The organism is Lactiplantibacillus mudanjiangensis, assembly GCF_005405385.1.
In the GTDB taxonomy this organism is placed as follows: Bacteria; Bacillota; Bacilli; order Lactobacillales; family Lactobacillaceae; genus Lactiplantibacillus; species Lactiplantibacillus mudanjiangensis.
Genome location: NZ_BJDY01000002.1, coordinates 269,478 through 287,482 on the forward strand (window position 1 = coordinate 269,478; position 18,005 = coordinate 287,482).

Here is an 18,005-nt window from a genome sequence, read left to right on the forward strand (position 1 = left end):
CCCCCTTGTTCATTTCTAGTACACCATTTTGAAGAGCAAAAGGCTAACAATTTATTTGATAGGGCTAAATTAGCAAGTTGAGTAAGAAACCATTGTTATTACCAATTAATTGATTTAACAACTATTAGTTAAACATTGTTGAAATAGTTCGATGGTGAGTATAAGAAGTTAGTCCGCGTATGCTAGAATAAGACTAAGAACGGTTGTGGAGGTAATCATATGAAACAAGTAACGATTATTGGTTGTGGAATTGTGGGAGCAGTTACCGCGTACTACTTGAGTAACGACCCCAATATCAGCGTCACGATTTATGATGAAGGCATCGGTCAAGCCACTAAAAACTCGGCTGGCATTATTTCGCCATGGTTATCTAAGCGCCGTAACAAACGGTGGTATGAACTCGCTAAAGCGGGCGCCGCATTGTATCCAGAAATTGTTGCCGACACACAAATGGGTTATTCCGTTTATCAGCAAGCCGGCACGATTGTGACTCGCGAAGATCCTGCTGATCTAGAAGACTTATATCAATTAGCGTTAGCGCGTCGTCAAAAGGCACCTCAAATGGGAACGATTGAAAAGTTGACAGCAAGTGAGGTGCAAGAACGACTGCCATTATTAACGGCACCACAACCGGGTGTGTTTGTCAGTGGTGGTGCGCGGGTTGATGGGGATAAGTTTGCCCATAACTTGTTAAAATATGCTGAAAAGCGTAATTTAGTCCGGCATAAGGGCAAAGTCTCACTGGGTGATCAAGGACAGCTATTAACGTCGCATGGGCAACAAAGCTATGATACGTTGATTTTAGCAGTCGGAGCTTGGCTCAAACCGTTATTGTTACCGATGCGGTTAGTGGCAAAAGTGCGGCCACAAAAAGGGCAGTTGATCGAATTACAACTGCCGCAAACTTGGGGAGATAGTGTACCGGTTTTGATGCCAGAAGGTGAACGAGATTTTATTCCGTTTACGCGCAATAAATTGGTCGTGGGTGCGACCCATGAAGATGATCAAGGCTATGATCTCCAAGTTTCCCCATTGGTTGAAGAAGACTTGTTTGCTAGTGGCAAAAAATTAGATGACAACTTAACGACTGATCAAATCACCCAAGTTAAAGTCGGCACACGAGCCTATACGCCAGACTTTGCACCGTTCTTTGGCCCATTACCTGATACACCGGATATTCTAGTGGCGAGTGGGCTTGGTTCATCTGGTTTAACGACCGGTCCGATGATTGGTAAATTATTAGCGGACTATGTTCAAACTGGTCAACATGATTGGGATCAGTATCAATTACCAATCGAAAATTATTTAGAAGAAGCCGATTAAATTTATAAATGTAAGCCTTGTTGCGCCAATTGATGAGCGCCGTGGTTCTGACTTTCTGGAATCCATCGCGTAATCACGACTTGGCATTGGTCTTGTAAGTGCAGCAAAGTTTGTAGTTCGACCGCAAAGTTTTTGCTGTAGGCCTTGCTGACACTTTCGGCGACGATTTTACTATCGGTAAAAAAGAAAACGGCTTGATTCGGACCGAATTGGTCTAAAAGTGTTTTAAAACCAGCGATTGCGGCTAAAAATTCAGCGGTATGATTATCGCTGGTAGGCAAAATTTGTTTAAATTGGTGTTGTTGACCATCATTCACTAGCAAGATGCCAGCCGCACTGTGTTGGTCGGTTGGGCTAGTTGCGGCATCAGTATATAATTGCATGAGTCATCGCTCCATTCGAAAGGAATTTAAATCTGTGAGTAATTCTAAGCATACCTTTAAGTATCAACCAAATCTATTATCAAGTCTAACTGTTTGGTCGTGGACCTTACTCGTCTTAATGATTGGGATCATTTGGTGGTTGGAAACCTTGACGTTCAAATGGCCTTTTGTTGTCATTGGTGTCGTCTTCATCACATTAGTGGCTATCCAAATCAGTTTACGTCGGGTCTCAATTGATCGCAATCTGATGATCTTTAGCACAGTGTTTAATCGTACTTGGCTAGTGATTCCACGTGATCAATTAGAAACGATTCAGGCCATTCGTGGCGGTGTGTTGGTTCAGGTTGATGGCAATCAATATCAATTTCTAATGACGAAGAAAAGCCGCCAACAGTTGATTGAATTGGCACAACAAAACTAAATATCCGAACTTTTATAAATAAGAGAGAATAAATTGTTCATATTTTGTATAAAATAAGTATAATGAATATATGACTTTTAGAAGGGAAGCTGTGGCATGAAAGACATTGAAATTGCGCAACAAGTAACACCTGCACCGATTACTGAGATCGCGGCCAAGCTAGGACTCACACCTGATCAAATCGATCAATATGGGAGTGCGAAAGCCAAACTTAAATTACCGTTACCTGTTAAGGAGACAAAGCGGAAGTTAATTTTAGTGACATCAATTAATCCCACTCCAGCCGGTGAAGGTAAGTCAACGGTGACGATTGGCTTAGGTGATGCGTTAACTAAAATTGGCAAGTCGACCATGATTGCCTTGCGCGAACCATCATTAGGCCCGGTTATGGGTATGAAAGGCGGCGCAACCGGTGGTGGCTATTCGCAAGTTATTCCAATGGAAGATATTAACTTGCATTTTACCGGTGATATGCATGCTTTAACGGCGGCGAACAATACGTTAGCAGCGCTAATTGACAATCATATCCAGCAAGGTAATCCGCTCGACATCGATCAACGTCGGATTCAATGGAAACGCACGTTAGATATCAATGATCGGGCTTTACGCCATACGGTGATCGGTCTTGGTGGACCAACTTCTGGGGTGCCTCGTGAAGATGGGTTTGACATCACGGTTGCCAGTGAACTAATGGCCATTCTATGTCTTTCAGAAAATATTGCGGATTTAAAACAACGTATTAACCGGATTGTCATTGGGTACACGCATGATCGTCAACCAGTGACAGTGGCTGATTTGCAAGTTGGTGGTGCGATCACGTTATTATTAAAAGATGCGTTACGGCCGAACTTGGTTCAAACGTTAGCGCATACGCCAGCTATCGTACATGGTGGTCCATTTGCCAATATTGCCCACGGTTGTAATAGTGTTTTGGCTACCCAAGCTGGGTTAAATTTAGCTGATTATACGGTTACTGAGGCTGGGTTTGGTGCTGATCTGGGCGGTGAAAAGTTCATGGATATCAACGTACCAGCAGTTGGCAAAGCCCCAGATGCCGTGGTTATTGTTGCCACGATTCGCGCCATGAAACTGCATGGTGGCGTGGCCTTAGCTGATTTAGGTCAAGAAGACGTCGCGGCCTTAAAGCGTGGCGCTGAAAACTTGGGTCATCATATTGAAGCGATGCAACGTTATGGGGTGCCCGTTGTCGTGGCGATTAATGAATTCACTGCCGATACAGTGGCCGAGATTCAAGCAGTCAAGGATTATTGTGCTGATTTAGGCGTTGAAGCCGTTTTGGCCGATGTTTGGGGTCAAGGTGGCGCCGGTGCGACTGACTTAGCGGCAACGGTCGTTAAGTTAGCTGATCAACCGAGTCAATTTACACCACTTTATGCCAGTGACGATGATTTAGAAACCAAAATCATGGCGGTGGTTACCAAGACTTATGGTGGTGCGAAGGTTGAATACTCAGCAAAAGCGAAACGCCAATTAAAAACTTTCGCCAAGCAAGGCTGGGATCATTTACCCGTTTGCATGGCGAAAACGCAGTATTCACTAAGTGATAATCCCAAGTTGTTGGGGGCACCAACAGGCTTTACGATTAATGTGCGTGAATTTGTGCCCAAACTTGGCGCTGGGTTTATCGTGGCGTTAACTGGAAACGTGTTAACCATGCCAGGCTTGCCGAAGCATCCTGCAGCGTTAGATATGGATATTGACGACGATGGTAAAATTTCAGGATTATTTTAAATTTTAAGACATGCATAGGATAAAAGTCGATGGCAAGGTTCATCGACTTTTTTGCGATCTTAACCGGATTAGTTTGGTATAATTAAAACAGTTTAGTGAATGTGAGGAAACCGGAAATGTGGATCTATTGGATATTAATGTTTGGGTTGGTGATTATTGATCAAGTCATTAAGGCCGCGATTGTCAGTCATCTGACTTTGGGCGCAACTCAAACAGTAGTGCCGGGACTGTTATCATTAACCAATTTGCATAACAACGGTGCTGCTTGGAGTATTTTAGAAGGTAAAATGTGGTTCTTTTATTTAATCTCAATCGTTGCTTTAGGGGTTATGGTTTATTTACTCTGGCGTTTACGGCAACGGCGGTTGTATGAATTCGGGATTATTTTTATGATTGCTGGCACGTTGGGCAACTTTATCGATCGGGTACGGATTGGGTACGTGGTGGATATGTTCCAACTAGACTTCATTAATTTCCCCATCTTTAATTTCGCGGATACGTGTTTAACAGTCGGGGTTATTTTAGTGTTAATCGCGGTGTTACGCGATGATAGTTTTGATAAATAGTAGGTAGGAGGGTTCGAATTGGCAGGTGCAACTGAAGCACAACGTTTTATCGTCACTGACGAAGCAGGTCGGCTCGATAAAGTTTTAGCAGGGTTACAGACAATTTGGACCCGGTCACAAGTTGATAAATTAATAAAAAATGATCAAGTACAAGTTAATGATCAGGTGCAACCAAGCAAGTATAAAGTGAAAACGGGTGATGTCATTACGGTGGCCCCACAAACGGTTCAGGCAACCGAATTGGTACCGGAAAACATTCCGTTAGATATTGTCTATGAAGATGATGATGTGATTGTCGTAAACAAGCCCCAAGGAATGGTCGTTCATCCGGCACCCGGACACCCCGATCATACCTTGGTTAATGCGTTGTTATATCACAGTCCCTTGTCGACGATTAACGGTGAGTTTCGGCCGGGCATTGTGCATCGAATTGACAAAGACACATCGGGCTTATTGATGGTCGCCAAGAATGATCATGCACATCAATCCTTGGCAGCGCAATTAAAGGCTAAGACAAATTTACGGGAATACGTGGCTTTGGTACACGGTGTGATTAAAGAAGAAACTGGCACCATTAATGCCCCACTTGGCCGATCACCAAAAGATCGTAAGAAACAGGCGATTGTTGCCGATGGCCGCTCAGCCGTGACTCATTTTAAGGTTTTAAAACGATATCAGCACTATACATTGATCAGTTGTCGTTTGGAAACGGGCCGGACGCATCAAATTCGAGTCCATTTGCAGTCGATTGGTCATCCGTTAGTTGGTGATCCGTTATATGGCCCGAAGAAAACCATTGCCGGTCACGGGCAATTTTTACATGCCAAGTTATTGGGCTTTGAACATCCGACAACTGGTGAAATGATGCAGTTTGAAGCACCGTTACCGCCAATCTTTAAGGCCACGTTAGCGAAGCTTGACAAAAGTGATTTGAATCATTAATCTAACAGTAATGAGAGTCCTTTAATCCGGCCCAGAGAGACTGAAAGGCAACACTGTTTACAATAACTTTCGTTGACGGTCGTGGCAGCCAGTTCTGTCAGACCGTCTTCTTTTTTACCGGGTAAGCGACCCTTAAAATTCACCCACACAAAATTGGAGGCCAATCATGCAAAAAGAAGTTGTTGATTCCATGGCTCTTAAACGAGCTTTGACACGGATTACGTATGAGATTATCGAACAAAATAAAGGGATTCGTGATGTCGTTTTGGTCGGCATTAAGACTCGTGGCGTTTATATAGCCGAACGGATTGCGGAGCGATTGCAACAGTTGGAAGATGCCCAAATTCCAGTTGGCGAACTTGATATCACGGCCTTTCGTGATGATCAACCGTTGAATGCGGCACTGGCGCCAACGGATTATCAACTTGAGTTTGGGGTTGCTGATAAGCGAGTGATTTTAATTGATGATGTGCTCTTTACAGGTCGGACGATCCGGGCGGCCTTAGATGCATTAATGGGTGGCGGCCGACCACAGAGCATTTCTTTGGCCGTTTTAGTGGATCGTGGACATCGCGAGTTACCGATTCGCGCTGATTTTATTGGGAAAAACATTCCCACTGCGCGTCAAGAACGCATTAAAGTGTCGATGGCCGAAATTGATGGTCACGATGGGATTGAAATTATTAATGATAACTAGTTTTTCTAAGTCAAAAAGTGAGAAGGGATCGACATGGCAGACCGCTATTTGATTCTTGAAGACGGCAGTGCCTACCTCGGTGAAGGCTTCGGTTCTCCCGCGGTTTCAACGGGTGAGATCGTATTTAACACCAGCATGACGGGCTATCAAGAAATTATTACAAATCAAATCTATCATAATCAAATTATTGCTTTTACCCAACCCACCATTGGTAGCTATGGAATTAATCATGATAGCTATGAATCGATTCTACCAACGGTTAAAGGGGTGGTGGTGCGTGATGTGGCCAGCATTTCGACTAATCGTCAACGCCGTTGGTCACTCGATCAATACTTAAAGCAACAAAACATTCCAGGAATCAGTCATATTGATACACGTCATTTGGCGAAAAAGCTACGCGTTAGTGGTCCGATGAAAGCTAGTATTGTGGACGTGGCCGATGCCCATGCATTTGATCAATTAGGTGCAACGGTGTTGACCAACCAACAAGTAGCCGCCGTGGCAACGCCAAAGCCATTTCCTAATCCAGGGACGGGATTAAACGTCGTCGTGATCGATTTTGGTTTGAAACATGGTATTTTACGAGAACTCAGTAAACGGGCTTGTAATGTTACCGTGTTGCCGTATACCGCGACGACCGAAGAAATTATTAACCTTGATCCGGACGGGGTCGTCCTGTCAACTGGTCCTGGGAAACCACAAGATTTACCAGACAGTGTGTTAGAAATGATTCAAAATATACAAAATCGGATTCCGTTGTTTGCCATTGGCCTGGGTCACGAACTATTTGCCATGGCCAATGGTGCCCAAATTATGAAATTATCACCAGAACATCATGGTGCTAATCATCCGATTCGTGAAGTGATTACCAATCAAATTATTTATGCGTCACAAGGTCAAGGATATGCGGTTGATCCAGAAACGATTGATCGTAACAAATTGATTACGACATTTGTCGATTTAATTGATGGGACCATTCAAGGGTTGCGCTATCGTGACTTTCCAGCCTTTTCCGTGCAGTTTTTCCCGGATGGGGCACCGGGTCCAACCGATGCACTCGATATTTTTGATGAGTTCGTCGAATCCATGCAACAAGCAAGGGGGCCAATCTGGTGAGTAATGTCGCGTTACAGAAAGTCTTAATCATTGGTGCTGGCCATAACGATATTGGCCGCGAAGGGCAGCACGACGCTGCCATTACGCAAATTGGTAGCGCCATTCGTAAGCTTGGGATTGCGGTTATCTTTGTGGATAACAACCCATTTTCAGTGGCGGCCGAGAATAATTTTGCGGATAAAGTGTATTTAGAGCCGTTGACAGTGAGTTCATTGTCTAAAATCATTGCGGCGGAACAGCCAGATGGGTTAATTCCTTCACTAGGTGGTATTCAACGCATTAATTTGATTCAAGGGCTAATCCGCAATAACGTTTTAAAAAATAATCATGTGCAACTCTTGCAATGGGATACTGACATGATTGATTTAATTGTTAATCCTGCCTTGATGAGTAACCGTCTAAAAGCGCTAGGACAACCAGTGATTGCGTCACAAGTTGTGGCAAGTCAAGCTGAGGCAGATCAAGTGGTCAGTCGAGTTGGGTTTCCGGTGATTGTTAAATCAGTTGCGCCGCGAATTGAAGCAAGTCGTCAACTGTGTGAGGACGAAGAAGATTTAGCTCGGGCTTTGGAAATGGGCTTTAAGGTTTCGGCCACCAAGCAATGTATTGTGGAACAGAGTATTGTTGGGTACAAAGAAATTGAATTTATTGGGTTGCGAGATTGTAAAGGTACCTCGCTACTCATTACTGGGATGGAAAACTTTGACCCCGTTGGGATTCATTCGGCTGATTCGATTGTTTTTGTCCCCACGCAAACGATTACCGACCAAGAGTATCAACAATTCCGTCAAGCTACACTAGAGATCATGCAAGCCCTACACATCATTGGACCTTGTCATGTGCAATTTGCATTAGATCCAACGACGCAAAACTATTACGTGATTAAAGTGACGCCTTACTTCGATCGGGCTATGGCTTTGGCGGCACGTGCTACTGGTTATCCATTGGCCACGATCTCGGCTAATTTGATTGCGGGTGTCAGCTTGGCTGAAGTGAAGTTGCCAAACAACTATCGGAAACAAACGGCCTTAATTGAACCAGTGTTAGATCATATTGTCTGTCGTATTCCAGTTTGGCCATTTAATGTGTTGAAAAAAGTCAGTCATCAATTAGATACAGTGATGGAATCAACCGGTGCGGTGCTTGGTGTGGGTCGTTCGACCGAAGAAGCGTTATTGAAAGGGCTGCGGGCAACGGATGAATCTAAGTATCACGTCATTGTCAATCAGCCACAGACTTATTCTGAAGGTGAATTGATTCAACGATTGATTCACCCACAGGCTGGGCGGATGTTGGATTTGTTGGAGGCCCTCAATCGAGGCTATCAGATTGATGAATTAGCTGAATTAACAAAAATCGATGCCTTTTATTTCTATAAATTAAGTCACATTATTGAGATTGAAAAGGCGTTACGTGAGCATCCATTTGATGTTCATGCGCTTGGTCGTGCTAAGTATTTTGGGTTTACGGATGAAGATGCGGCGGTGGCTTGGCAAAGTTCGCCAGCTAAGGTCAGTCAATTTGGGTTGGAAAATGAAATTCATCCAACGTTTAAAGAAATCGAACCAACCGCTGGCGAGTTTACTGAACAAACCAATACGTATTACTCGACTTACGAATATGATAATGAAAGTCAACGATTAGCAGGTGACCGAGTGGTAGTCATCGGTAGTGGCGCTAACCGGATTGGGACTAATCATGGGAACGATTATCTAGTGTCACAACTTTTATTCTATTTGAAGAAGGCCGATTATCAGCCCATTTTGATCAATGCGAACCCGAACAGTGTTGCGATGACGCCTCAGCTAGCTGTTAAACGGTACGTTGAGCCTAAGCAAGTTTCGGATGTGTTAAATGTGTTGGCGATTGAAAAGCCAAGCATGATTTTCACCACGTATCATGATCAACAATTAGGACGCCAGCTGATGAATCTTGGTTATCGCGTGATTCAGATTGATAACAGCTTGCCACAGGCGCAATTGAAAACCAACGATCAACCGGCTGTTGAAGTGATTTCAGATGGTAAAGATGTGACGATCTTTGGGATCAGTGAGATTATCGCGGGTAATAACTTACGGACCGATGTGCACGGGTCAATCTCAGTCTTTCCGTTACAAGATAAGGCTGAAAATCAAGCGATCGCGGCGCTGATGCCTGAGATTAAACGGCGGGTGTTGAGCGATGGTAAACCGGGTGTTTATACGGTTCGATTGACCATTATTGATGCTACGCTGCGGTTAGCATCAGTTGAGCCAATGAGCATTGCCAAGATGGCATTAATTAGTAAGGCAAGTGGGTCTAGTGTGACGCGCTTACTTCTACATGTGAAGTTAGGTGAATCACTAGAACAAGTGATGTACGACTATCCAGATATTGCGAAAATACGTAAAATCTTTGTACAGGCCAATACCTTTCCTTACAATCAATTACAGATTTTTGGAGATGAAATCACTGGTGAACCAGGTCATGCGACTGGGACCGTGATTGCCCATGGCGCTACGCTACGTGATGCTTTAATAGCGCTCAAAGCTGGTAATGAACAAACTGATTTTTAAGTAAAGACAATTAAAAAAAGACGACTTAGTTGAGTGAGAACTCAATTAAGTCGTCTTTTTGTGTCATACAATTAGATGTAATAGTAATAGGCACCAATAATGGCTACCCAAATGAACAGCCAAACAATGGCAGCGCTCAAATGATAATGGTACAAGTGATACCGAAATTGATCAAAACGATCCGGATCGTTAACCGTGAATGGTTCCTTAGTTGTATCTAACAAGTGAAAATAATCATAGACTTTTGGTGGCCAAATCGCGCCCACCGTTTCCAAAATACACAGGGCAACCAGTGCGATAATTGCGGCTGGAAAAACAGCCGTGGGGTCAGCTGTAAAAGTTGGGGCAACAATATCGAAATAAAGCATACCGATAGCAAAAATACCAAGCACATAAGCAATTAAACGGCTAATGTGGGCGGTCAAGACTTTAGCTTTCAATGTTGGTTGCTGCTTTACTAATGCCAAAGTAGCACGGTAGTTTAACTGACCAAAGTTAACTTTGCCAGGTTTAGCCGTTAAATAGTGATAGTGTTGCAAGTAAGGTAATTGACTAAGCGCGGTTATTAAAGCGATAATCGGCATGGCCGTGATTAAAACTAAGAGTAAGTTTTCAATAACAACTAAGGGCTCAGTACTGGTGGCCCAAACACGAGTGAGCCAAATCGTTGCAAGTAGGCCATCTACACCAACCATTGCCCAGAGTTGATGGCGGCGGTACCGTTGAAAACCGTTGCCATCAGCAACAGTAAATGTTTTAGCTTGATGTTGATGATCGGCCCAGTAACGATAACTTTGTGTTGGCCAGATTAAGGGGTAAACAAACATTAAGGCTAGCCCTACTACTAAACCAATTGTGGCCCAGTGGACGGCGGCGGTTGGTACCAAGAGTAAATTGAGTTTGTCTTCAACTAAGTAGAAACTCAGAATTAAACTGGTGATGCCTAACCAAAGCCCCGTTTGACTTAAAACGAATAAGCCATTTAAGCGACGTGCTTGTTTATCGGTCGTTAATGCCAGCCGAGCGTGATGTTGTACTTGCCACCAATCTTTGAGCGACGGTTTCTCATTTTTAGGAGCTAAATAGGGATGCCGCCACAGCAAGAATAACTGTGAGCCGAAGAGGCCGATGAATAGGGCGAAACAAACTAAACTAATAATCGTTGACATATACAAAAGTCCTTTATCAAACAGTATCGTATTGCAATAACGGTCAAACAGCGACCTTTTACAGTATGGCAAACAAAAACGGTGGAATTGTAGCTAAATTGTGACGAAAACGTGAGCTTCGAGTGAGAAAGCTTGGTATATGGTCATTAGATGGGGTATGGTAAGGGCGACTTATTGTTATCAGAATTGAAACTTTAATTGGAGATGACTCATCATGCAATCAACTTTGGCTTGGCGTCAAATGGTGACGGATTTTGTCAACTTGCCAGCAACTAATCTTGATCAACCACAACGATTAAACATTAAACTACCCTTAGCGACTCACCAAATTCGAGTACAAATCGCCAATGATTTTGATGATCAGTCGTTACAATTGAACGAACTAACGATTAATCAACAGCCTGTCTATTGGCAGGGGCAATCAATATTAATACTGCCGGCTCATCAACGGCGGTGGTCGGATTGGCTATCATTGCCGATAGTCGCTAATCAATGGCTTACTGTGACAACCGCGGTGACTAATTCAAAACCACGAACATTAATGTCGACAAAGTCACAAACGATCATTCAACCAGATCGACCGTATTTTTTAGGTCCCTGTGCAATTGAGGTGACGCGTGAACGTCCAGCTAAGCAATTGGTCTGTTTCGGCGATTCATTAACCAATCAGGGCTATTATTCAACGGCCTTAATGCAAAAGCTAATGACCGAACAGCCTGATAGTTGGGGACTGACTAATGGTGGGATTTCTGGTAATCGTCTTTTACGAGATGGACATTCGACATCACCATGGGTTGCTAGTTTTGGTGAAGCTGGACTAACACGCTTACAGGCTTTATTAGCCAGTCAACCGGTAGATGAGCTGGTGTTTATGATGGGGCTCAACGATTTGTTACACCCGGGAACGGGGTCGCTACTGAATGAATTACCAACTGCATTGGCGATGATTGCGGGGTTAAAACAAGTTCAACAATTGGCGACTAAGTATCATGTCAATTTATGGATGATGACAATTACCCCATTTAAAGGCGCTAATGAAGGTGCCTGGACACCGGCTAAAGAAATCAGTCGTCAAACCGTTAATCAATGGCTATTGACACAACCACAAACGCTTGATGTGGCCAAGTTAGTAGCCGATCAACAAGATGATGCTTATTTAGCAGCGGCTTTTGATTGTGGCGATCATGTTCATTTTTCGGAAGCTGGTGGTACGGTGGTTGGTGATTGGGTGTACGGTCAAATACAAGTAAATTAAAAAAACGACAGATTGTCCTTGCCTTCAACCAACTGTAACCCGCTATACTGAGAGTAATCTAAAAGGTGGGGATGAATTAATGATGCAAAAAAAGGTTAAGTTAGGTTGGTTAATGGTCGGTTTGGGATTAATGATGAGTTTGAGTGGATGCGCGGCTAAGCCGACAGTTTCGGCTAAGTACGTTCAACAAACCACGCCGACCTTATTTTTTCATGGTGGTGGGAGTAGTTATCATGCTGAAACACATATGGTTGACGCCGCTGAAAAAGCGGGAGTGACAACTAGCGTGATTCGAGCGATGGTGGCTAAAAATGGTCAAGTTAAATTAGTGGGAACGCTTAAAAAAGGCGCTATTAATCCGATCGTTGAGGTTAACTATGCGAATAATCGCCAACTTAATTATGAACGTCATGGTCAATGGGCTAAAAATGTTGTTGTGGCCTTACAGCAACGATATCATATTAAAAAATTTAACATGGTGGGTCATTCACTAGGAAATATCTCATTAGTTTACTATTCCTTACAGAATAGTAAAAATGCAAAATTACCTAAATTACAAAAACAAGTGGATATGGCTGGTCATTTTGCCGGGCTAGACTTTAAGGGCGTGCCCGCGAGCGTTCGCCAACCAGCCGGTCTTAAATTAAATGCACAAGGTAAACCCAACCATATGAATGCGACGTACCAACGCATGACGGCATTACGGACGATCTTGCCCAAAAGGGTGCAAGTCTTGAATTTATACGGTGATATCGGTGGTCATACTGATGGTACCGTCCCGAATGTCTCGTCACTTTCATTGAAGTATTTGGTGGCACCCCGCGCCAAAAGTTATACGGAAAAACGGTTTACTGGTCAGTTAGCGCGTCACAGTAAACTACATGAAAATCCGCAAGTGGATCGCGTGTTGATTCACTTTTTATGGGGCAAGTAAGCGAAGGCCGGAAAGCACGAATTCTAAGAAAATCACAGATTACTTTTAAACTTTCAACAAGACTCAACTTGATGGCGGATGGTATAACTAATGCATTAAGAAATTAGCTGAACAAATAAACCCACCAGCAAGTGAGAGGAGTTTGGTAGCATGGCAAAACTACCCCAATTATTAACCCGACATTTTAAAAAATCTGAAAAAGAAGCAACTAAATTGCAAACGAGTGTCCCAAGAGCGGCAACGGAGGCTGAGATCGCGGCTGATACAACGGAATTGGCTGTTCAGTTATCGCGGTTGAATGTCGGTCAAGGTGACCACGTACTGGTTTGTCTAGAACAGGCCGAAGTTGCTGCAGTGGTTGAAAAGGCCGTTTGGCGTCTAGGTGCGCAATTACATCGCTTGCCAGCGACGACTACCGCAGTCGAACTAGAAGCCGCTTTGCAGGCGGAACCGATGACGGCGATGTTAGTCCGTGATGACTTGTTAGGAACTGTGAAAGCTGAGCGTTCAACTGTTACGCGGTTGGTACCGCTAAAAACAACCACCAGTGTCACTTTGATTCGTGATCGAGCCTTAGTGGGTCATTTACCACAAACAACTGCCTAAATAATAAAAATCACATCACCAAATTCAAAACGAATTTGGTGATGTGATTTTTTATTTTTCCTTTTGCCGCCAAAAACTGGTGATATCGGCTTTGGTGGTGAGATTGTATTGAATCGTCCGCTCTAGCAAGTCATAGTTAACGGGTTGAGTGAATTTTATTTGCCAAAACATCTTAGTCGTGTGATCACCTTGAGTGGTAATCATTTCACGAAAATGTTCCAGCGTTAAAAACTCTAAAGCCACATTAAAATGGGGCTTGGCAACGCTAAACCCCACAATGAATGTGCCATGATCGGTAAACATCGGTTGATTCCAGGCAAAACGTGGTGTTAGATTTGGAAACGTGGATTTAACCCAATTTAAAACGGTGATAAATTTTTCGCGATGATCAGGATCATCAATTGCATTGATGAAATCGCTAAAGTCGGCTAACTCAGGATTAAGTATTGTTGACATAGTGAGGACCTCACAAATTTTTATTTTAATTATAGTGTACTCGGTTAACTAATGACCGTCAATATTGAGAACGTGGTCTGTTTAATGGATAATAAAGCGCTTACAACGTCAGAAAAAGATAAGCCCACCAGACAATTAATCATCCAGTGGACTTATCTTTACGTTGTTGGTTATTGTATCACACATCTATTTTAAAGGATTAACGGGAATATAATCAAGTCTTAACGTCTAAAATTTAGACGGCCCACAGAAACTAGACCTGATTAATTGATATCGTTAGTTTGTTAATTGGTAATGCCAAGTTTGCTTGGATTTAGCAGTATAACGAATTGGCGTGGAGTAGACCCGAGTTACCGGTGTTGCCTTAGTTGCGGCAATCGTGTATAAGTGTGGCATTAAAACATCATTTTTAGTGGGTTTAGTCATATCAATCAGTTCCTTTCGTAATTGAATGACTTTAGTTTAGTCGAAATCGTTCATTGCCACTACGGTCATTTGCTGAAGATTAGATAAATTTTTCTTAGAAAGGCTTAGTCTAATTTTCAGGAGTTGACCAGCGCTGTTTAACTAAATCAACGAAGGCCGTGATAACCGGCGTCAATTGAGATGATTGGCGAGTGAGTAAGTGGGCATGGATTTCGTTAGTAATCGATGTTGGTATCGCTCGCAGTTGTCGATGATCAATGGCAGCTTGAACCGTCATTGTTGGTAAGTAAGAGTAGCCAACGTCACTGGCAACCATTTGTTTGATAGCTTCTAAACTCCATAGTTCCATCAATGGTGGTCGTCGATGATGTTGTTGCCAAAGCTGATGTTCAAATTGATTGCGATAGCTACAGTCAGGTTCATTAATAATAAAAGGCAGTTGACTGCGACTGAGTTGATCAAAATTAGCCGTGTTGTGAATGCTGGTGATACCAGTCATTGGCTGTCGCCCAAGATCGTGATCGATTAAACGGGTTGTCGTCAAGGTTGGCCATAGCATAAACGCGATATCGGCTTCGCCAGCGATTAATTGTTGTTGATTGTATTTACAAGTGGCGTTGGTTAACTGAAGTTGAACTTGCGGATAGCGTTGCCGAAATTCAGCTAAAATAGGTGGTAATTGATAAATCGTTAGCGATTCAGGCGCCGCAATCTTCAACGGCCCACTAAGGATAGTAGGTGTTTTAATTTGCTGAATAGCCTGATAATCGGTTAGTAAATGGTCTGCTAATGGGATGAGCCGTTTACCGGTGTTGGTTAAGGTTAATTGCCGATGACGATAGCTAAATAATGGCGCATCTAAATCTTGTTCTAATGTTTTAATTTGTGTGGAAACGGTAGATTGTGTGTAACCAAGTAAATGGGCCGTTTGCGTATAATTACCGGTATCGACAAGTGTACGAAACGTGATCAGCTGACGAATTTCCATGGCGTATGCCCCTTTATCAATAAATTCGATTGATAGCATGATTAATATCAATTTCTAAAATGATACGGCAAATGTTACGCTAAAGTCAACTTGAAAAGGAGATGCTGGTATGAAGATTAGTTGTGATGTGACAGACCCACATCGGTTAGCTGAACTGGTTGATTTAATTATGTATTGTCAAAATACGGAGGCCCATTTAGACATTAAAATGGCCGAGCAACCTGATGTTTTTGCTATTCCGGCTTATTATCAAGCAACTGGTGGTCAATTTTGGTTGGCGCTGGATTCAGGACACGTGGTGGGCTCAATTGGATTGTTGAAATTAAATGAACAAGTTGGGGTGCTCAAAAAGTTTTTCACGTATCCGAGCTATCGTGGTCGCCCACAGCGATTGGGACAACGTTTGTACGAAACCTTTCTTAACGAGGTTAAAACTCAAACAAAAATAACGACAATTATTTTGGATACGCCTCGAGCTGAAACTCGATCTCATTATTTTTATGAAAAACAAGGATTCCAACAGATTAGTCGAGCTGATTTGAAAGTTGCTTATCCTTTCCCAGATCGAGACTCTTTAATTTACCAAAAAACGGTCACGCGTTAACGTCACCGTTTGGATTGGTGGGAGTCATCGGCAGTCTGGTGTTGGTTGTAAGTTGATCCCCAAGTCGCCATCGCCATAATGACTGGCGTTAGTGTCTTCCCAAAGGCCGACAACTGATAAGTGGTTTTTAACGGTGTGGCCGGATCAATCGTTTTAACGATGATTTGATCGGCAATTAATTCTTGCAACTGTAGGGCCAGCATGCGCCGTGAGCAAGCTGGAATCTGCCGTTGTAAAGTGCCAAAGTGACTGATGTGATCTTGAATTAAATGATAGATAATGACGCTTTTCCATTTGCCAGCAATAATTTGCAGGGTGCTTTCAACCGGACAGCCTGGGGCACAGTCATAAACTTTTCGTATGGTCATTGGTGAATTCCTCCGTTGCGTTAATGGTACTGCAACGAGTTAAAATAACCAGTATTCAACCCTAGTTACAAAAATTTCACGATTGTTTTAATTTACCAAAACGGTATATTAGACTTGCATAAAGGGGGATTTTATTATGACAAATATGATGACCGCAGTTGGTTTCCAAGAACATTTGCCAATCGAAGCGGATGATAGTTTGATGGCTGTTGAGTTACCAGTTCCAGTTGCGCAGGGACATGATATTTTAGTCGCCGTGCAAGCCATATCAGTGAATCCGGTAGATGTGGGCGTTCGTGGTGGTCACGGCACGCTAAAACAGCCAAAAGTCATCGGTTGGGATGCCGTTGGCGTGGTGCAAACAGTGGGCGAACAAGTGACGCTGTTTCAGCCTGGTGATCGCGTTTATTATGCGGGCGATTTCAAACGGCCTGGAAGTAATAGTCAATATCAGTTAGTCGATGAACGGTTGGTTGGTTTGGCGCCAGCAAAGCTGAACAATGCGCAAGCGGCAGCGATGCCACTGACCACATTGACTGCCTGGGAAGCCCTGTTTGAAAAGATGCAGCTAACGATGAATCCGACTGATAATCAAGGCCAGACGATTTTGATTATCAATGGTGCGGGTGGTGTCGGTTCAATCGCGATTCAGTTGGCTAAACTTGCCGGATTAACGGTTATTGCTACTGCATCGCGACCGGAAACTAGTGCTTGGGTCAAACAACAGGGCGCTGATATTGTGTTAAATCACCGAGAAGATTTAGTCAGTGCTTGGCGCGCACAAAAACAAGGAAAATATGTCGATATGATCTTAGGATTAAGCAATCTTGATGCTCATTGGGATGAAATTGCGGACCTAATTAAACCGGACGGTCGAATTGTCTCAATTACTGAAAATCGGCAGCCCATTGATTTGCAGCGGTTAACGAAGAAACGAGCGAGTTTTGCTTGGGAGTGGATGTTCTCGAAAGCCTATTATCAAACGGATAATATGAGTAGCCAACATCAAATTTTAACCCAAGCGGCGCAGTTATTTGATCAAGGTGTATTGAAGTCAACGTTAACTAAGACGCTGTCGCCAATGACGGTGGCCAATCTTAAGTTAGCGCATCAGCTTGTTGAAAGCCATCACATGATTGGTAAAGTGGTAATTACAAAATAAAGCGTTATTGACTAGTGTTCAGTCGGACACTAGTTTTTTGATATCTAGGATTATTTTCCAGAAAAAATGTGCTATATTAATTAAGTAAGTAGTCGCTCACTAAGATTGAAAAGTCTTGATATGATGTGAATGATGACTTATCATGCGGACTTTTAGCAGGTGGTGCAATAAAAGCGTGTCGCTTATGGTGAGACGTATACGCCAACTTGGCAGGCACAAGACATTGTTGGTTGGCGCGAATAATTGTAGTATGCTAATGGTAATGAGTTTTAAAGAGACGGT

General features: G+C 43.2%; 19 protein-coding genes. 13 read left to right on the forward strand and 6 right to left on the reverse strand.

Annotated features, from left to right (window positions below; genetic code table 11):
• Positions 1 to 219 precede the first annotated feature (219 nt).
• Positions 220 to 1,323 carry an NAD(P)/FAD-dependent oxidoreductase gene (locus FFM84_RS02255; RefSeq protein WP_130843617.1) on the forward strand — a complete coding sequence of 368 codons (1,104 nt, stop codon included), beginning with the start codon at positions 220 to 222 and terminating at the stop codon, positions 1,321 to 1,323.
• A gap of 2 nt (positions 1,324 to 1,325) precedes the next feature.
• Here the strand turns inward: FFM84_RS02255 and FFM84_RS02260 are convergent, their stop codons facing one another.
• Positions 1,326 to 1,706, reverse strand: coding sequence for a ribonuclease HI family protein (locus FFM84_RS02260; protein WP_130843616.1), 381 nt, complete (start codon positions 1,704 to 1,706; stop codon positions 1,326 to 1,328).
• A 34-nt stretch (positions 1,707 to 1,740) separates the two neighbouring features.
• Here FFM84_RS02260 and FFM84_RS02265 point away from each other — a divergent pair, with 34 nt between their 5' ends.
• From FFM84_RS02265 to FFM84_RS02295, 7 genes are all read left to right on the forward strand, one after another.
• Entirely contained in the window at positions 1,741 to 2,127 is a 387-nt protein-coding gene (locus FFM84_RS02265) for an EbsA family protein (protein WP_130843615.1), read from the forward strand.
• Positions 2,128 to 2,223: 96 nt separating this feature from the next.
• Positions 2,224 to 3,879, forward strand: a complete 1,656-nt coding sequence (locus FFM84_RS02270) for a formate--tetrahydrofolate ligase (protein WP_130843614.1) — start codon at positions 2,224 to 2,226, stop codon at positions 3,877 to 3,879.
• Between the two features lie 116 nt (positions 3,880 to 3,995).
• Positions 3,996 to 4,445, forward strand: a complete 450-nt coding sequence (gene lspA, locus FFM84_RS02275; protein WP_130843613.1) for a signal peptidase II — start codon at positions 3,996 to 3,998, stop codon at positions 4,443 to 4,445.
• Positions 4,446 to 4,463: 18 nt separating this feature from the next.
• Complete coding sequence (locus FFM84_RS02280; RefSeq protein WP_130843612.1) at positions 4,464 to 5,387, forward strand: RluA family pseudouridine synthase; 924 nt, start codon at positions 4,464 to 4,466, stop codon at positions 5,385 to 5,387.
• A 166-nt stretch (positions 5,388 to 5,553) separates the two neighbouring features.
• The gene (gene pyrR, locus FFM84_RS02285) at positions 5,554 to 6,084 is read left to right on the forward strand and encodes a bifunctional pyr operon transcriptional regulator/uracil phosphoribosyltransferase PyrR (RefSeq protein WP_130843611.1); all 531 of its coding nucleotides are present in this window, start codon (positions 5,554 to 5,556) and stop codon (positions 6,082 to 6,084) included.
• 33 nt (positions 6,085 to 6,117) lie between these two features.
• A complete protein-coding gene (locus FFM84_RS02290; RefSeq protein WP_130843610.1) occupies positions 6,118 to 7,200 on the forward strand; it encodes a carbamoyl phosphate synthase small subunit in 1,083 nt (360 codons plus the stop codon).
• Complete coding sequence (locus tag FFM84_RS02295; protein ID WP_130843609.1) at positions 7,197 to 9,755, forward strand: carbamoyl phosphate synthase preATP-grasp domain-containing protein; 2,559 nt, start codon at positions 7,197 to 7,199, stop codon at positions 9,753 to 9,755. Before FFM84_RS02290 ends, FFM84_RS02295 begins: the two co-directional genes overlap by 4 nt.
• A 71-nt stretch (positions 9,756 to 9,826) precedes the next feature.
• Here the strand turns inward: FFM84_RS02295 and FFM84_RS02300 are convergent, their stop codons facing one another.
• The gene (locus FFM84_RS02300; RefSeq protein WP_130843608.1) at positions 9,827 to 10,924 is read right to left on the reverse strand and encodes a hypothetical protein; all 1,098 of its coding nucleotides are present in this window, start codon (positions 10,922 to 10,924) and stop codon (positions 9,827 to 9,829) included.
• Positions 10,925 to 11,138: 214 nt separating this feature from the next.
• Here FFM84_RS02300 and FFM84_RS02305 point away from each other — a divergent pair, with 214 nt between their 5' ends.
• From FFM84_RS02305 to FFM84_RS02315, 3 genes are all read left to right on the forward strand, one after another.
• Positions 11,139 to 12,179: a GDSL-type esterase/lipase family protein gene (locus FFM84_RS02305; protein WP_130843607.1), complete on the forward strand. Its 1,041-nt coding sequence runs from the start codon at positions 11,139 to 11,141 to the stop codon at positions 12,177 to 12,179.
• Positions 12,180 to 12,261: 82 nt separating this feature from the next.
• Positions 12,262 to 13,113, forward strand: coding sequence for an alpha/beta hydrolase (locus tag FFM84_RS02310; protein WP_130843606.1), 852 nt, complete (start codon positions 12,262 to 12,264; stop codon positions 13,111 to 13,113).
• A 150-nt stretch (positions 13,114 to 13,263) separates the two neighbouring features.
• Complete coding sequence (locus tag FFM84_RS02315; protein WP_130843605.1) at positions 13,264 to 13,719, forward strand: AMP-binding protein; 456 nt, start codon at positions 13,264 to 13,266, stop codon at positions 13,717 to 13,719.
• 51 nt (positions 13,720 to 13,770) lie between these two features.
• Here FFM84_RS02315 and FFM84_RS02320 read toward each other — a convergent pair whose 3' ends face one another.
• From FFM84_RS02320 to FFM84_RS02325, 3 genes are all read right to left on the reverse strand, one after another.
• Entirely contained in the window at positions 13,771 to 14,175 is a 405-nt protein-coding gene (locus FFM84_RS02320) for an iron chaperone (protein WP_130843604.1), read from the reverse strand.
• A 276-nt stretch (positions 14,176 to 14,451) separates the two neighbouring features.
• The gene (locus FFM84_RS16050) at positions 14,452 to 14,601 is read right to left on the reverse strand and encodes a hypothetical protein (RefSeq protein WP_165450068.1); all 150 of its coding nucleotides are present in this window, start codon (positions 14,599 to 14,601) and stop codon (positions 14,452 to 14,454) included.
• A 109-nt stretch (positions 14,602 to 14,710) separates the two neighbouring features.
• Entirely contained in the window at positions 14,711 to 15,589 is an 879-nt protein-coding gene (locus FFM84_RS02325) for a LysR family transcriptional regulator (RefSeq protein WP_165450246.1), read from the reverse strand.
• Between the two features lie 109 nt (positions 15,590 to 15,698).
• Here FFM84_RS02325 and FFM84_RS02330 point away from each other — a divergent pair, with 109 nt between their 5' ends.
• Positions 15,699 to 16,193 (forward strand): GNAT family N-acetyltransferase, encoded by a 495-nt coding sequence (locus FFM84_RS02330; protein ID WP_130843602.1) that lies wholly within the window; start codon positions 15,699 to 15,701, stop codon positions 16,191 to 16,193.
• 2 nt (positions 16,194 to 16,195) lie between these two features.
• Here FFM84_RS02330 and FFM84_RS02335 read toward each other — a convergent pair whose 3' ends face one another.
• Positions 16,196 to 16,561 (reverse strand): winged helix-turn-helix transcriptional regulator, encoded by a 366-nt coding sequence (locus tag FFM84_RS02335; RefSeq protein ID WP_130843601.1) that lies wholly within the window; start codon positions 16,559 to 16,561, stop codon positions 16,196 to 16,198.
• Between the two features lie 148 nt (positions 16,562 to 16,709).
• On the opposite strand from FFM84_RS02335, the gene FFM84_RS02340 reads away from it, so the two are divergent.
• Positions 16,710 to 17,723 carry a zinc-binding alcohol dehydrogenase family protein gene (locus tag FFM84_RS02340; RefSeq protein WP_130843899.1) on the forward strand — a complete coding sequence of 338 codons (1,014 nt, stop codon included), beginning with the start codon at positions 16,710 to 16,712 and terminating at the stop codon, positions 17,721 to 17,723.
• Positions 17,724 to 18,005 lie beyond the last annotated feature (282 nt).

What these genes read in the sequence shown, in the direction of transcription:
- FFM84_RS02330 (WP_130843602.1), top strand. Translation starts at nt 15,699, where the DNA reads ATGAAGATTAGTTGTGATGTGACAGACCCACATCGGTTAGCTGAACTG.
- FFM84_RS02315 (WP_130843605.1), top strand. Translation starts at nt 13,264, where the DNA reads ATGGCAAAACTACCCCAATTATTAACCCGACATTTTAAAAAATCTGAA.
- FFM84_RS02305 (WP_130843607.1), top strand. Translation starts at nt 11,139, where the DNA reads ATGCAATCAACTTTGGCTTGGCGTCAAATGGTGACGGATTTTGTCAAC.
- FFM84_RS02325 (WP_165450246.1), bottom strand. Translation starts at nt 15,589, where the DNA reads ATGGAAATTCGTCAGCTGATCACGTTTCGTACACTTGTCGATACCGGT.
- FFM84_RS02255 (WP_130843617.1), top strand. Translation starts at nt 220, where the DNA reads ATGAAACAAGTAACGATTATTGGTTGTGGAATTGTGGGAGCAGTTACC.
- FFM84_RS02290 (WP_130843610.1), top strand. Translation starts at nt 6,118, where the DNA reads ATGGCAGACCGCTATTTGATTCTTGAAGACGGCAGTGCCTACCTCGGT.
- FFM84_RS02300 (WP_130843608.1), bottom strand. Translation starts at nt 10,924, where the DNA reads ATGTCAACGATTATTAGTTTAGTTTGTTTCGCCCTATTCATCGGCCTC.
- FFM84_RS16050 (WP_165450068.1), bottom strand. Translation starts at nt 14,601, where the DNA reads ATGACTAAACCCACTAAAAATGATGTTTTAATGCCACACTTATACACG.
- pyrR (WP_130843611.1), top strand. Translation starts at nt 5,554, where the DNA reads ATGCAAAAAGAAGTTGTTGATTCCATGGCTCTTAAACGAGCTTTGACA.
- FFM84_RS02340 (WP_130843899.1), top strand. Translation starts at nt 16,710, where the DNA reads ATGACCGCAGTTGGTTTCCAAGAACATTTGCCAATCGAAGCGGATGAT.
- FFM84_RS02320 (WP_130843604.1), bottom strand. Translation starts at nt 14,175, where the DNA reads ATGTCAACAATACTTAATCCTGAGTTAGCCGACTTTAGCGATTTCATC.
- lspA (WP_130843613.1), top strand. Translation starts at nt 3,996, where the DNA reads ATGTGGATCTATTGGATATTAATGTTTGGGTTGGTGATTATTGATCAA.
- FFM84_RS02335 (WP_130843601.1), bottom strand. Translation starts at nt 16,561, where the DNA reads ATGACCATACGAAAAGTTTATGACTGTGCCCCAGGCTGTCCGGTTGAA.
- FFM84_RS02310 (WP_130843606.1), top strand. Translation starts at nt 12,262, where the DNA reads ATGCAAAAAAAGGTTAAGTTAGGTTGGTTAATGGTCGGTTTGGGATTA.
- FFM84_RS02260 (WP_130843616.1), bottom strand. Translation starts at nt 1,706, where the DNA reads ATGCAATTATATACTGATGCCGCAACTAGCCCAACCGACCAACACAGT.
- FFM84_RS02270 (WP_130843614.1), top strand. Translation starts at nt 2,224, where the DNA reads ATGAAAGACATTGAAATTGCGCAACAAGTAACACCTGCACCGATTACT.